Raw genomic sequence first — 12,730 nt, 5'->3', positions numbered from 1 at the left:
AACTCCACTCCCCAGGACCGAAGAATGTCCGAAGAACGTCCGAAGAAGAGTCGAAGAAACTATGGCGCAGAAACGGGCCGGACAAGAGGCGGACAGGAAGAACTGAATGTGACGTTTTTGGGGAGAGAGGAATAATTTATGTAAATATTGATGATTTATAGCAAATTCAGAGAAATCAGAGAAATTAGAGAAATTAAAAACGACACGCTTGTGTATGTAGCCGCAAAAATATCGGTTCTAACTCCTTACGATGAAAGAAGCCGTGAAGATAAGGCTATTTTTTTCACGAAACATTTTTCTATTTCCGAGAAATGCCTTATCTTTGCGCTCTGAAAAATAAGACCATTACACTATTTATTACCAAAATAGTAACCGAATAACAAATTAAAAAAAACAAATATCAAAATGAAAAAAGGTATTCATCCCGAAAATTACCGTCCGGTAGTATTTAAAGATATGTCAAATGGTGACATGTTCTTGTCTCGTTCCACTTGCAACACGAAAGAAACTATCGAATTCGAAGGTGAAACTTACCCGTTGGTAAAGCTGGAAATCTCCAGTTCTTCTCACCCGTTCTACACCGGTAAGTCCAAGTTGGTTGACACCGCCGGTCGTGTTGATAAGTTCATGAGCCGTTACGGTAACCGCAAGAAATAATCAGTTTCAAGTGAACTGAAAAAGGGGAGTCTTTCATAAAGAGAGATTCCCTTTTTTCATATCCATCCTTGACGAGGATTTCGACAAATAGGGATTTTCCTACCATCAAATAGGGGAAAAAGCAGGCATAGGGAAAAATACTTTCCTACTTTTGCCCTATCGAAATCAAGACATACAATAATATGAAACGACTCACCACCCTATTCGTTCTGGCAATCCTCGCCACAACAGCAGGATTTGCCAAATCCAAACACAAAGATTTAAGTGGAATCATTGCCGTCAAAGGAGAACTGACCCAAAAATACGGACAATCTCCGGCCGGCACCCCGGTTACCATCCGCCGGGTTGTCAAGATGCATGGCCCCAACGAAAAAGGGAAAGAAATCTTTTACGCCGTTGAAGTAAACGGCATACAAGAGACTATCCCTTCGGAAGAAATGAACCTCATTGCCCTGTCCACCCCGCAAACCGATCGGGAATTCTGGCAGCAAATATACTTGAAATATCACCTTTACGAACATTTCTACAACTACAATTATAGGCATAAACTACGCCAAGAAATAGACGAAGAGTGTCGTGACTACCTCGAAAAACTAAACGAGATAGCCTATCAAGACGACTACATGACTTCCTACGTGCAAGGCGTATTCTCTAAATTGAATGCCATCACCATTGACAGCAATCGCAAAGAAAACCTGAATATACGCCTCATCCAGTCGCCCGAACCGGATGCCTTCATGCTGCCCAATGGCTCGATGGTAATCAGCACCGGATTGCTCTGCACCCTCGATTCTGAAGACGAACTGGCCGCCGTCATCGCCTGCGAACTGGGACACTTCGTTCTTGACCATCAAGTATATAACATCCATCGTGCCGAACGGCGTGCCAAGCGTGCGGCTTTCTGGGCCGAAGTCTTCAGTGCGACAGCTGAAGCAGCACTCGATATAGCCCATTGGGATAATGATGACGACGCATACGCTGTCAGCCTGGTGGCAAATATCGGCACTATCGCCTCCCTCCTGAGCATTCCGGCAACAGACCGACTGGGAATGAAATACAAGGCTCCTCAAGAAATATCCGCCGACCGCATCGCCCGCGAACTGCTGGAATTCAAAGGCTACAACCCCGGCGGATTGTCATCGGCACTCCACAAAATCACCGGTTACTATCAACAACGCCAATACAACAAAGAGATTCCCCGCTACGGCAGCATCGGAAACCTGCAAAAACGCATGGCGAAAGCCGGCGAGACACATAACTTGAGTGCACGCCCCTACCTCCGGACCACCAGTGACATTGTCTCCTTCAATGCCGCCATGAACTATGCCAACAAGCATTATAAGGAAACCGCCCGGCTGATACACAAAAACATAGACAACAGACTCGCCACGGACAACGATTACGTCCTTCTGGTAAAAGCAGAAATGGCGCTGTCCAATACAAAAGAGGTAAACAGCCACTGCCTTGCCCTACTAGACAAAGCACAGGAACTGGCAGGAACAAGTCCCAATCTGGATATATACAAACAGCGGACCTTACTATTGATGCGCATGAACAAGCAGGCTCAAGCCGCCGATATTCTGAAAGAATACCTTACCTTGCTTTCAAGCTATAAAGGCCAAGACATTGAAGGGGAAGAGAAAGAATGGACCAATAAAGAGATGAGTTGGGCAAAACAAATGCTGGACAAGATAAGCAGAATCTGAAAAATAAGAAACTAAAAATAAAGAATGAAGAATTTATCATACGGCATCATAGCGCAGCTAAATTCTTCATTCTTCATTTCTAACTCTTCATTCTATTTGCGGAAAGGCGGTTTCACTACCACTGCCTTCAGCTTGCGACCCCGCACATCAATGCAGATTTCCGTACCGGGCTTACTGAATTCCGGTTTCACATAACCCATACCGATACCAATCTTACGGGTAGGCGACATGGTACCCGAAGTGACTACGCCAATGGCAGTACCCTCCGCATCACACAATCCATAGCCGTGACGGGGAATACCGCGGTCTATCATTTCGAAACCGACCAGTTTGCGGACAGTGCCCTCAGCTTTCTGCTTCTCAAGCATCGGACGGTTGGTGAAATTCTTGCCTTCCACAAACTTGGTAATCCATCCCAACCCGGCTTCAATGGGTGAGGTAGTGTCATCCAAATCGTTGCCGTACAGGCAGAATCCCATCTCCAGACGGAGCGTGTCACGTGCCCCCAAACCAATGGGCTTGATGCCGAATTCAGCACCTGCCTCAAATACGGCATCCCAAATCTTCATGGCTGCTTCCGGATAGAAGTAAATCTCAAATCCGCCCGCACCGGTATAACCAGTATTGGAGATAATGACATCTTTTTCTCCGGCAAACTCACCGTGCGTAAAGGTATAGTAAGGAAGTGCGGAAAGGTCGATGGAAGTCAGCTTCTGCAAAGCAAGAATGGCCTTAGGACCTTGCACGGCAAGCTGCGCCATGCGGTCGGAAGCGTTCTCCAGCTCAGCACCTTCAGTGTTGTGGGATACGCACCAGTTCCAGTCTTTCTCAATGTTGGAGGCATTCACCACCAGAAGATATTTCTCCGGTTCATAATGATAAACCAGCAGATCGTCCACAATACCACCATCCTCGTTGGGGAAACAGGTGTATTGCACCTTACCGGGAGTCAACGCGGCAACATTGTTGGAGGTCACTTTCTGCAAGAACGCCAAAGCCTGCGGACCTTTTACCCAAAATTCTCCCATGTGTGAAACATCGAATACGCCGACACCCTGGCAAACGGTGAGATGCTCATCGATGATGCCCGAATATTCAATAGGCATGTTATATCCCGCAAATTCGTGCATCTTGGCACCCAGCGAGATATGCTTTTCGGTAAATGGAGTAGTTTTCATGATTTTAAAGATTTAAAAGATTTATGATTTCAGATTTATAATTTATGACTTCTGACTTCAGATTTCAGGTTTATGCCATGTGGGATAAGTCCGTAACTGAACTCTGAAATCAGAAATCCAACATCCAGCTTTTAAGCATTGACCAATTCGGCTATCTTGACAATGACGTTCATGGCCTTCTCCATGCTCTGGATGGGCACAAACTCATAACGTCCGTGGAAATTCAGGCCACCGGCAAAGATATTGGGACATGGCAAGCCCTTGAAGGAGAGCTGCGCACCATCCGTACCTCCACGGATGGCTTTGATACGAGGCTCTACGCCGACTGCCTTCATAGCAGCAAACGCAGTATCAATGATGTGCATCACCGGCTCTATCTGTTCGCGCATGTTGTAGTACTGGTCATGAAGTTCGAGCGTGGCAACACCTGCACCATATTCGGCATTGATGATACCAATCAGACGCTCCATTTCCTGCTTACGTGCCTCGAAGCGAGCGCGGTCATGGTCGCGGATAATATAAGAAACAGTGGTCTGCTCCACTTCTCCCGTGATGCCTATCAGGTGATAAAAGCCTTCGTAGCCTTCGGTATGTTCCGGAGTTTCGTTTGCCGGCAACATGGACATGAAGCGATTTGCCACCAACATGGAGTTTATCATCTTGCCCTTGGCAGAACCCGGATGAACATTGCGTCCTTTGAATACGATTTTGGCAGAAGCTGCATTGAAGTTCTCGAATTCCAGTTCGCCCACTTCACCGCCATCCATCGTATAAGCCCACTCGCAACCAAACTGTTCCACATTGAACTTATGGGCACCCATGCCGATTTCCTCGTCCGGATTGAAGCCGATACGGATTTTTCCGTGCTTGATTTCAGGATGCTCTTTCAGATAGACCATCGCCGAAACGATTTCGGCAATGCCGGCTTTATCGTCGGCACCGAGCAGGGTCTTACCATTGGTCACTATCAGATCTTCCCCTTTGTGGTCGAGCAGTTCGGGGAATTGGGCGGGAGAAAGGACGATGTTCTCATCGGCACAAAGAACAATGTCTTTTCCGTCATAGTTAGGCACGATACGCGGAGCGACATTCTTGCCGCTCATATCAGGACTGGTATCCATGTGGGCAATGAAACCAATAGTGGGCAGCGCCTTGTCGGTATTGGCAGGAAGGGTGGCAAACAGATAGCCGTTCTCGTCCAACGTTATCTCTTCCAATCCCAAAGATTCCAACTCTTCTTTCAGATAACGGGCAAACACCATTTGCCCCGGGGTACTCGGAGTCACCCCGCTTTCCTCGTTCGACTGAGTATCAAAGCTCACATACTTTAAAAAACGTTCTACTAAAGTCATGGTATTTTTTAGATTTATGATTTCAGACTTATAATTTCAGATTTATGAACGACTGGCATTCTGCTGAAGTCTGAAATCATAAATCTGAAATTACATACACTTTATTAATCAGAAGTGACTGCTACCGTCAAAGCAATGGGTACAGACCTTGCACTTCGGCAAACCGATAGCCTCAACTAGCGTTTCCAAGGTGTTGAATTTCAAGGATGTCAATCCGAATCGGTCGCGGATAATTTCCACCATCTTCTCGTATTCCGGCGAACCGGTAGTGGCATACTTGTCAAGGTTCTTGTTTTCATCCCCCTCCAGCTCCTTGATGATGCGGCGGGTAATCAGTTCCAAGTCACTTTTGGAAGCCGTGAAGCCAACGAACGGGCAACTGTATATCAGCGGCGGACAGGCGATGCGCATGTGTATCTCCTTGGCACCGTAGTCATAGAGCACCTTCACATTGTCGCGCAACTGCGTGCCGCGCACAATGGAATCGTCACAGAACAGCAACCGCTTCCCTTCCAGCATGGTACGATTGGGTATCAGCTTCATCTTGGCTACCAACGAACGCAACTCCTGCCTGCTGGGTGTGAAGCTACGCGGCCAAGTCGGCGTATATTTGGAAATGGCACGATGATAAGGCACGCCCTTTCCTTCGGCATAACCCAACGCCATGCCCACACCCGAATCCGGAATGCCGCAGGCACAATCCACTTCCGACTTGTCCATCTTCGCCATCTTCAAGCCCGATGCAAAGCGAACCTCTTCCACGTTCTTGCCCTCGTAACAAGAGGTGGGGAAACCGTAATAGACCCACAGGAACGAGCAAATCTGCATCTCCTCATTGGGCTTGCGCAACTGCTCCACCCCATCGGCGGTCAGGCGCACGATTTCGCCCGGTCCGATAAAACGCTCTATCTCATAATCCAAATTCGGGAAACTGCTCGACTCGCTGGTGGCGGCGTAGGCACCCTCCTTCTTTCCCAGCACAATGGGGGTACGTCCCCACTGGTCGCGAGCGGCAATGATGCCGTCTTCGGTCAGCAACAGCATAGAGCATGAGCCTTTGATGTGCTTAAAGACATTCTCAATGCCTTCCACAAACGTCTTGCCCTGTATGATGAGCAGGGCGATAAGTTCCGTCTGATTGGTCTTGCCCGAACTGAGCTCGCCGAAGTGCATATTCTGCTGCAGCAGTTCGGCCTCCAATTCTTGCAGGTTTACGATTTTAGCCACCGTCACAATAGCAAAACGCCCGAGATGAGAATTAAGAATAAGGGGTTGAGGGTCTGTGTCACTGATGATTCCGATGCCGGAATTTCCTTTGAACTTATCCAGTTCATCTTCAAACTTCGTGCGGAAATAGGTGCTTTCCAAATTGTGAATGGAACGGGTAAACATTCCGGTTTCCGCATCAAAAGTAGCCAAACCGCCGCGTTTTGTTCCTAAATGAGAATTGTAATCTGTACCATAAAACAAGTCGGCCACACAACTTGCCTTAGCCACTGTTCCGAAAAAACCTCCCATATACTTTTCGTGTTAATTAGGTTATTTGTTTAACGGATGCAAAGGTAGAAAGAATTTGCGAAATTCAAGGTGGATTGAAATGAATAAAAAAAGCATAAATCCGAAAGTTCTACAGCAACGCTGCATATTTCCGTATTTGTGCCAAACGTTCCATAAAAGATTTGTCACTTGTAGTCTGCTGCATGTTGCAGTCCAACTGCATACGCATCAGCAGTCTGGCGCTAATTCCCCAAGCAGCCTCAAACAGCAGTGCAGTAGTAGTAGTCAATGGGCGACGGCAATTCAAGATGTCGTTCAATATCTTATAAGAAAAGCCCCGCGAGATTTAACTCCCGCGAGGCTCAACCAATACCTACTGAAACTTTCTTTATCCTAAAAAACTATTAACCTTTACACCAATCCGTATCAGAATTGTTTATCCTTATTTCCATTTCTTCACTTCTTTCTTGTCTGCCGGAGTCGCTTCTATCAGACTCAGTGCAAAACCACCGCTACGTGCTTCCTTCACGGACATCTTGGTCTTATTGGTCACGATGCCTTTCTTTATCTGGTAAGAAGTGGGATTCGTCTTGTAGTCGGCATCCTTGCCGTCGGCGTAGAGTGTTGCCACGTATTGCTTACCCGGCTCCAGGAAGTCGAGTGTGAAGTTGGCGGTACGTGCGTTTTCATCCGTGATGCCTCCCACAAACCAGTTGTCGGTTCCTTTTGCCTTACGGGCTACGGTGATGTAGTCGCCCGGCTCCGCCTCGATATACTTGCTGTCGTCCCAATCTACGGCTACGTCCTTGATGAACTGGAAAGCGTCCATGTGCTTCTCGTAGTTGTCCACCACGTCGGCAGCCATCTGCAAGGGGCTGTAAAGGGTGACGTAGAGAGCCATCTGCTTGCAGAGCGTGGTCTGCACTTGTCCGTGGGGCAAGTCGCCCATGAAGTCGAGCTTCGTGTCGAAGATACCCGGCGTGTAGTCCATCGGACCGCCAATCAGACGGTTGAAGGGAAGCAGCGTGGTGTGGAACGGTTTGCTGCCACCGAATGCCTCGTACTCGGTGCCGCGTGCCGATTCGTTGCCAATCAGGTTCGGGTAGGTGCGACACAGGCCGGTGGGACGCACTGCCTCGTGGCCGTTGACACATATCTTATATTCGGCAGCCTTCTTCACGGCATAGAGGTAGTGATTGTTCATCCACTGGCCGTAGTGGTGTTCGCCACGGGGAATCATGTTGCCCACGTAGCCGCTCTTCACAGCGTTGTAGCCGTTGTCCACCATGAACTGATATGCCTTGTCTATATGGCGCTCGTAGTTGCGCACGGAAGCGGAAGTCTCGTGGTGCATCATCAGCCGCACGCCTTTGCTCTTGGCATACGCGTTCAGCATCTTGACATCGAAGTCGGGATAAGGGGTCACGAAATCGAACACATAATCCTTGGACTTGCCGAACCAGTCTTCCCAACCTTCGTTCCAGCCCTCTACCAGCACTTGGTCGAAGCCATGGGCGGCGGCAAAGTCGATGTACTTCTTCACGTTCTCATTGTTGGCGGCGTGACGGCCGTTGGGCTTCATCTTGGAATAGTCCACTTCTCCCAATTTGATGGAAGGGAGGTCGTCGGTGTAAGCCCACGTGCTCTTGCCGGCAATCATCTCCCACCATACGCCGACGTATTTCACGGGCTTAATCCAGGAGACGTCCTCGTAAGCGCAAGGTTCGTTCAGGTTGAGCGTGATTTTGGAGGCGAGGATGTCGCGAGCATCATCGCTGACAATCACCGTGCGCCAGGGCGATGTGCAGGGAGCCTGCAAGTAGCCTTTGTCGCCTACGGCATCCGGTGTCAGCCAGGATTCGAAGATGAAGTTCTTGTCGTCCAGATTGAGGTGCATGCACGAGTAGTCCACCAGAGCAGCTTCGTGCAGGTTGATGTAGAGGCCGTCGGCAGTCTTCATCTGCAAGGAGGTCTGTACGCCTGTTGGCGAGAAAGTGGTCTGCGAGGAGTTGGGCGTGATGGCACCTTCCATCAGGCCACGGATTTCAGAAAGTCTGGACTCCGTATAGTCATACTCCTGTGTATCGTAATCGCCCGGGATCCAGAAGGCCGTATGGTCGCCGGTCATAGCGAACTGGGTATGCTCTTCCTTGATGACGAAATAGTTCAGGTTCTTCTGCAAGGGAAATTCGTAACGAAAGCCCAAACCGTCATCGAACAGGCGGAAGCGGATGACGATGTTCCGATCTTGTGCCTTCTGGTTGAGCGTCACAGCCAGTTCGTTATAATGGTTGCGGATTTGCTTCACTTCGCCCCACACCGGTTCCCATGTCTCATCAAAGGTAGAGGTCTTGGCGTCTGCCAGTGTGAAACCATTCATCAGACCCGGGTCGTTCTTCAGTTCCAGTCCCAACTTGGATGGATTGATGACGGGCTTTCCCTTGTAAGAGAGTTCATAAACAGGTTCGCCCTGTGCGTTTACCGAAAAGTTCAATTGTAGTTGGCCGTTGGGCGAGGTGATGCTCTCCGCCTTTGCTATGCCGCCTACCAATAAGACGAGCAACAAGCAGGCCAGTTTCGTGCAAATTGTTTTCATGTTTCTCATGTTATTGTTTATAAAATAATTATCGTGCTGCAAAGATAAAGAGGAAAAAAACGTTCGCTGCTGAATATCGGAGAAAATCGCCGTACATTCGTCAGCAAACGTTTGCATAAGAAGAATTTAATCCGATACTATTTCCCTTCGCTGTTTTTCTCCAGCCACTGCACACGGCGCTGGTCCGGCAGATGCTTGATGGAGAATTCCTCGAACTTTGCCCGGAAGCCTTTGCCGTCGGGGCAAGCGCCCATGACTCCCACCATAACGGGGCAGTTGTCTTGCAGCCAGGCATTGCGCATCATCGTGTATTCCTTGTCGTCCAACGAATAGAAAATCTCCACGGCATCCAGCCGGCGTACCGCCTTTATCCAGACAAAGGGCAGAGGCCGTTCCACAGGAATGATACTCCAGTCGCTCGTGTGATGGGTCACAACGGTACTGAGGTTGTACTTTCCGTCCACGAACTCGATGCCTGCCTTGATGTAATTTTCCCGGTCGATGCGCAACATCAGTCCGGACTGATCGAAGCGCGTCTTGTAGTCGCCCGATATCTTCACCTTCACCTCAAACTCTCCGCCACGCAGGGTGTACAGAAACGGAGCATCATCCACGGTAAATCCATAATGGGATATGCGCCAATAATCGGTCTGTGGAGTGACCTCCATCGAAAGCGAGTTGCCTTCAATTTTCCATTGTTCGGGTTCGTTAAACCACTGCATCTTTTCCAACGACTGTGCCATGCAGGCCATAGAAGCGGCCATCATCCATCCACTCAACAATAACTTTTTCATTCTTAAATACTTTTTATTTCAACAATTGATTTTTCGTATCACACGACAGGGATTCCCCACAGCCAGCGAACCGGCAGAAATATCCTTGCAGACCACACTGCCTGCCCCGATGACGCAATCATCGCCGATAGTCACTCCGGGCAGCACGCACACCTGCGCACCTATCCATACATTGTTGCCGATGGTAATCGGCCGCGCATATTCCAGCCCACGGTTCCTCTGCTCCACATCGAAGGGGTGCCCGGCTGTATAGAAGCCGCAGTTGGGAGCGATGAAGACATTGTCGCCGAACGTAACTTTGGCTTCGTCCAGCACGACGCAGTTCACATTGGCGTAGAAATTCTCACCTATCTCTATATTGTAGCCGTAATCGCAAAAGAACGGTTGCTCTATCAGGAAACGGCTTCCCGTCTTTCCAAACAGCCGGGCAATAATCTCCTCCCTGCGCTCGGTTTCCGAAGGAAGCAGTTGGTTATACCTGTGGCATAGGTCTTTGCACTTCATTCGCTCAGCTATCAGCTCCGCATCATTGTTGGCATCGTACAACTCGCCCCGGCGGCATTTTTCTTTTTCACTCATCATAGATAATCATTGATTTTCATTACCTTTGCAAAGGTAAAGCATTGCAGGATAATGCACAATGATTATAAATAACCATTTTATCGACTACCGAATGGATACAAGGGAAATACTGAACAAGGAGTTCTCAGCGCAAGACTTTGCGAAAGAACTGCCGTATGCGGAAATGCTGAACAGATATAAGGATATAGCCTGCAACTATGCGCGAATGGAGAACGCCATTGCCGTGCTGAGCGACTTGCGAACCAACACCAGTTACCTCTATTATGGCGGCTTCGCGCAAATGCTGGATTCGGGCAAATGTGGAACGGAAGGCAAGGTGTCATCCATTTGGGAAGAGGAAATCTTCAGCTTCATCCATCCCGACGATTTGGCGGACAAGCATCTGCAAGAGCTCTGTTTCTTCCATTTCGTCAAGCGGCAGCCTAAAAAGAGACGTGCCCACTACTACCTGACAAGCAAACTCCGCATGAGAAACGGCACGAACAGCTATATCCCTGCAGTGCACCGGATATTCTACATTTCCGCTCCCACCGACGACACGTTGTGGCTGGCTCTATGCCTCTACACCCCTTTGCTGTTCGACCTTCCCTCCAAATGCCTGATAGTCAACTCTACCAACGGGCAGACGGAGGAACTGGACAAACAGAACAATGCAAAGATATTGTCCGGTAGAGAGAAACAGGTGCTGAGTCTCATAAACAAAGGGTTGACAAGTAAAGAAATAGCCGGAATACTCAGTGTCAGCATCCATACGGTCAGCCGGCACCGGCAAGAGATTTTAGGGAAGTTGCAGGTGAAAAATTCGATTGAGGCGTGCAGGGTGGGTAAAGAGTTGGGGATGATATAGTGGGAGGAATTTATTGCCTCAATCACCTTTACCGCTTTTATTTGGGAAGAATGGGAATAGCCCAAAGATGTTTACTTGCCGCCATTCTTAATTCTATTTATAGTCTCCCCCCCATTTCTCCTGTGCTGCTTGTGTCACAGACTCAATTCCTGCGGCCACACGTTCAGCAGCCCGGCGAGTACTTTCGCGAGCATCCTCAGCGACCTCACGCATTATTTGAGCCATACGTTCATCGCCCGGCTCTTCCATTGACGTCAGTCGACAACTGTTCATTTCTGTTTCTGACATAGTTCAACCTTTCTTTATCAGCCCCAAAGATAGGAAAAAATCACTGCCTATCCTCCATCTCTCGCATAAACTCATCCACCACATACAGGTCACCATACAAATAAAACCCTGTCAATTTATCATGCAACTTCCGGCACGTCTCACTCTCATAGAATAACTTCAACGCCCTTACATTGTCTATCTGAAGATGCTTTGCTAAAAGTACGGAAATGGCTCCTATCCTATTACTCATAATGATTTCCTGCACTATCGGCGATTTGGTCGGACTGTCATAGTTCTTCTGTTCCATCATATACAAGATATTTGTTAAGCAAGTCTTGATTTAAGATACACATCTGGTTGTTAGGCTGATGCTTTGCAAGTTCCTTCAAGGCAGAGTTAAGTTCCATCAATCCTGCCATATAAAGGTTAATAGTATCAACGACACGGTCGTTGGCTACCCCACCCTCTACATAATCATATTCTTTTGCCAGATTCTCTCCCAAACGGTTTCCTACAATGAATCTCAGCCATTCTTCATCGTAAGCCTTGAATACTTTGCATTTAGCCACTTCAAGAATGGCATCTCTATCTAACCTGTATCGGTTGAGCAGGGCAGTTTGTTTTCTGTTTCGTGCCATATTATTCGCCCACGCGACAGCTTGCTCACGCAGATTAGTTATATAGAATCCCTGTCCGAAATCAAGATTCTTTCTCCCGAATCTACAGATAGGATTTTCCACTCTTTCAGTACTTCCATGATACACCATTACCGTACTCATAACGCAGCCTCCCAATTGTTTAAGCACTCCATCAAACGTTCTGCCAACACTTCACGGCTCTCGCTATGGAGGGTTTCGTAATTGGGCAGGATGTAGTCTTCAATCATGCCGACCCGTTCCATCCGACGGTATATTTCAAGGTAATCAGTGCCCTGTTGCCTTGCCGTAGTCTCAATGCAGGTGGCAACAAAAGCCATCTGGATTTGCTCTTTCGATATTTTTCTAATCTCTTCCATAACCGCTTCTATTCAGGATATGTCCTCTTCCATTTGGTTTCAACATCCAAATGTACAAAATCTATTCTGAACAATCTATTTTTCGGACGTAAAATCTTCATTTCCTTAAAAGGGTTCATCCGATATTCGAAATGACAGCATATTTTCTACAGATATAAAAAAAATAGACAATTAAACACATATTGAATGAGTCGTATAGTGAACCTCATTCAGTACCGTACTGAACACAAACATAT

General features: G+C 48.0%; 14 protein-coding genes. 3 read left to right on the top strand and 11 right to left on the bottom strand.

All coding sequences use genetic code 11. The annotated features are described in order from the left end of the window. Nucleotides 1-405 precede the first annotated feature (405 nt). Nucleotides 406-657: a type B 50S ribosomal protein L31 gene (locus K2G43_RS08715; protein WP_297645163.1), complete on the top strand. Its 252-nt coding sequence runs from the start codon at nt 406-408 to the stop codon at nt 655-657. Between the two features lie 182 nt (nt 658-839). Next, entirely contained in the window at nt 840-2,363 is a 1,524-nt protein-coding gene (locus tag K2G43_RS08710) for a M48 family metallopeptidase (RefSeq protein WP_300154274.1), read from the top strand. A 92-nt stretch (nt 2,364-2,455) separates the two neighbouring features. Here K2G43_RS08710 and gcvT read toward each other — a convergent pair whose 3' ends face one another. From gcvT to K2G43_RS08675, 7 genes are all read right to left on the bottom strand, one after another. Beyond that, nucleotides 2,456-3,541, bottom strand: coding sequence for a glycine cleavage system aminomethyltransferase GcvT (gene gcvT / locus K2G43_RS08705; protein ID WP_300154271.1), 1,086 nt, complete (start codon nt 3,539-3,541; stop codon nt 2,456-2,458). Nucleotides 3,542-3,672: 131 nt separating this feature from the next. Further along, on the bottom strand, nt 3,673-4,893 hold the full coding sequence (pepT, locus tag K2G43_RS08700; protein ID WP_297645172.1) for a peptidase T: 1,221 nt from the start codon (nt 4,891-4,893) through the stop codon (nt 3,673-3,675). A gap of 108 nt (nt 4,894-5,001) precedes the next feature. Further along, complete coding sequence (locus tag K2G43_RS08695) at nt 5,002-6,411, bottom strand: amidophosphoribosyltransferase (protein ID WP_300154268.1); 1,410 nt, start codon at nt 6,409-6,411, stop codon at nt 5,002-5,004. Nucleotides 6,412-6,520: 109 nt separating this feature from the next. Next, nucleotides 6,521-6,709 carry a hypothetical protein gene (locus tag K2G43_RS08690; protein ID WP_300154265.1) on the bottom strand — a complete coding sequence of 63 codons (189 nt, stop codon included), beginning with the start codon at nt 6,707-6,709 and terminating at the stop codon, nt 6,521-6,523. Nucleotides 6,710-6,832: 123 nt separating this feature from the next. Further along, nucleotides 6,833-8,995, bottom strand: coding sequence for a glycoside hydrolase family 97 protein (locus tag K2G43_RS08685; protein WP_300154262.1), 2,163 nt, complete (start codon nt 8,993-8,995; stop codon nt 6,833-6,835). Nucleotides 8,996-9,123: 128 nt separating this feature from the next. Next, a complete protein-coding gene (locus K2G43_RS08680) occupies nt 9,124-9,780 on the bottom strand; it encodes a DUF1349 domain-containing protein (protein WP_297644276.1) in 657 nt (218 codons plus the stop codon). A gap of 18 nt (nt 9,781-9,798) precedes the next feature. Continuing rightward, nucleotides 9,799-10,362: a sugar O-acetyltransferase gene (locus K2G43_RS08675; protein WP_300154259.1), complete on the bottom strand. Its 564-nt coding sequence runs from the start codon at nt 10,360-10,362 to the stop codon at nt 9,799-9,801. A gap of 91 nt (nt 10,363-10,453) precedes the next feature. Between K2G43_RS08675 and K2G43_RS08670 the strand changes: the two genes are divergently transcribed. Continuing rightward, entirely contained in the window at nt 10,454-11,209 is a 756-nt protein-coding gene (locus K2G43_RS08670) for a helix-turn-helix transcriptional regulator (protein ID WP_300154256.1), read from the top strand. Between the two features lie 93 nt (nt 11,210-11,302). Here K2G43_RS08670 and K2G43_RS08665 read toward each other — a convergent pair whose 3' ends face one another. The 4 genes from K2G43_RS08665 to K2G43_RS08650 are packed head-to-tail and all read right to left on the bottom strand — an operon-like array spanning nt 11,303 to nt 12,494. Continuing rightward, nucleotides 11,303-11,482 carry a hypothetical protein gene (locus tag K2G43_RS08665; protein ID WP_300154253.1) on the bottom strand — a complete coding sequence of 60 codons (180 nt, stop codon included), beginning with the start codon at nt 11,480-11,482 and terminating at the stop codon, nt 11,303-11,305. 55 nt (nt 11,483-11,537) lie between these two features. After that, nucleotides 11,538-11,789: a hypothetical protein gene (locus K2G43_RS08660; protein WP_300154250.1), complete on the bottom strand. Its 252-nt coding sequence runs from the start codon at nt 11,787-11,789 to the stop codon at nt 11,538-11,540. Beyond that, nucleotides 11,767-12,246 (bottom strand): DUF3990 domain-containing protein, encoded by a 480-nt coding sequence (locus K2G43_RS08655; RefSeq protein WP_366525019.1) that lies wholly within the window; start codon nt 12,244-12,246, stop codon nt 11,767-11,769. The genes K2G43_RS08660 and K2G43_RS08655 overlap by 23 nt, the downstream gene beginning before the upstream one ends. Before the next feature lie 8 nt (nt 12,247-12,254). After that, nucleotides 12,255-12,494: a DUF3791 domain-containing protein gene (locus K2G43_RS08650; protein WP_297644281.1), complete on the bottom strand. Its 240-nt coding sequence runs from the start codon at nt 12,492-12,494 to the stop codon at nt 12,255-12,257. Nucleotides 12,495-12,730: the final 236 nt, after the last annotated feature.

The organism is Bacteroides sp. (assembly GCF_029057325.1).
GTDB lineage: Bacteria > Bacteroidota > Bacteroidia > Bacteroidales > Bacteroidaceae > Bacteroides.
This window is presented reverse-complemented; position numbering and strand designations above follow the sequence as displayed.

Bases quoted from the DNA above. Each gene is read 5' to 3' on its own strand.
- K2G43_RS08715 (WP_297645163.1), top strand. From the start codon at position 406: ATGAAAAAAGGTATTCATCCCGAAAATTACCGTCCGGTAGTATTTAAA.
- K2G43_RS08710 (WP_300154274.1), top strand. From the start codon at position 840: ATGAAACGACTCACCACCCTATTCGTTCTGGCAATCCTCGCCACAACA.
- gcvT (WP_300154271.1), bottom strand. From the start codon at position 3,541: ATGAAAACTACTCCATTTACCGAAAAGCATATCTCGCTGGGTGCCAAG.
- pepT (WP_297645172.1), bottom strand. From the start codon at position 4,893: ATGACTTTAGTAGAACGTTTTTTAAAGTATGTGAGCTTTGATACTCAG.
- K2G43_RS08695 (WP_300154268.1), bottom strand. From the start codon at position 6,411: ATGGGAGGTTTTTTCGGAACAGTGGCTAAGGCAAGTTGTGTGGCCGAC.
- K2G43_RS08685 (WP_300154262.1), bottom strand. From the start codon at position 8,995: ATGAGAAACATGAAAACAATTTGCACGAAACTGGCCTGCTTGTTGCTC.
- K2G43_RS08680 (WP_297644276.1), bottom strand. From the start codon at position 9,780: ATGAAAAAGTTATTGTTGAGTGGATGGATGATGGCCGCTTCTATGGCC.
- K2G43_RS08675 (WP_300154259.1), bottom strand. From the start codon at position 10,362: ATGATGAGTGAAAAAGAAAAATGCCGCCGGGGCGAGTTGTACGATGCC.
- K2G43_RS08670 (WP_300154256.1), top strand. From the start codon at position 10,454: ATGGATACAAGGGAAATACTGAACAAGGAGTTCTCAGCGCAAGACTTT.
- K2G43_RS08665 (WP_300154253.1), bottom strand. From the start codon at position 11,482: ATGAACAGTTGTCGACTGACGTCAATGGAAGAGCCGGGCGATGAACGT.
- K2G43_RS08660 (WP_300154250.1), bottom strand. From the start codon at position 11,789: ATGATGGAACAGAAGAACTATGACAGTCCGACCAAATCGCCGATAGTG.
- K2G43_RS08655 (WP_366525019.1), bottom strand. From the start codon at position 12,246: ATGGTGTATCATGGAAGTACTGAAAGAGTGGAAAATCCTATCTGTAGA.
- K2G43_RS08650 (WP_297644281.1), bottom strand. From the start codon at position 12,494: ATGGAAGAGATTAGAAAAATATCGAAAGAGCAAATCCAGATGGCTTTT.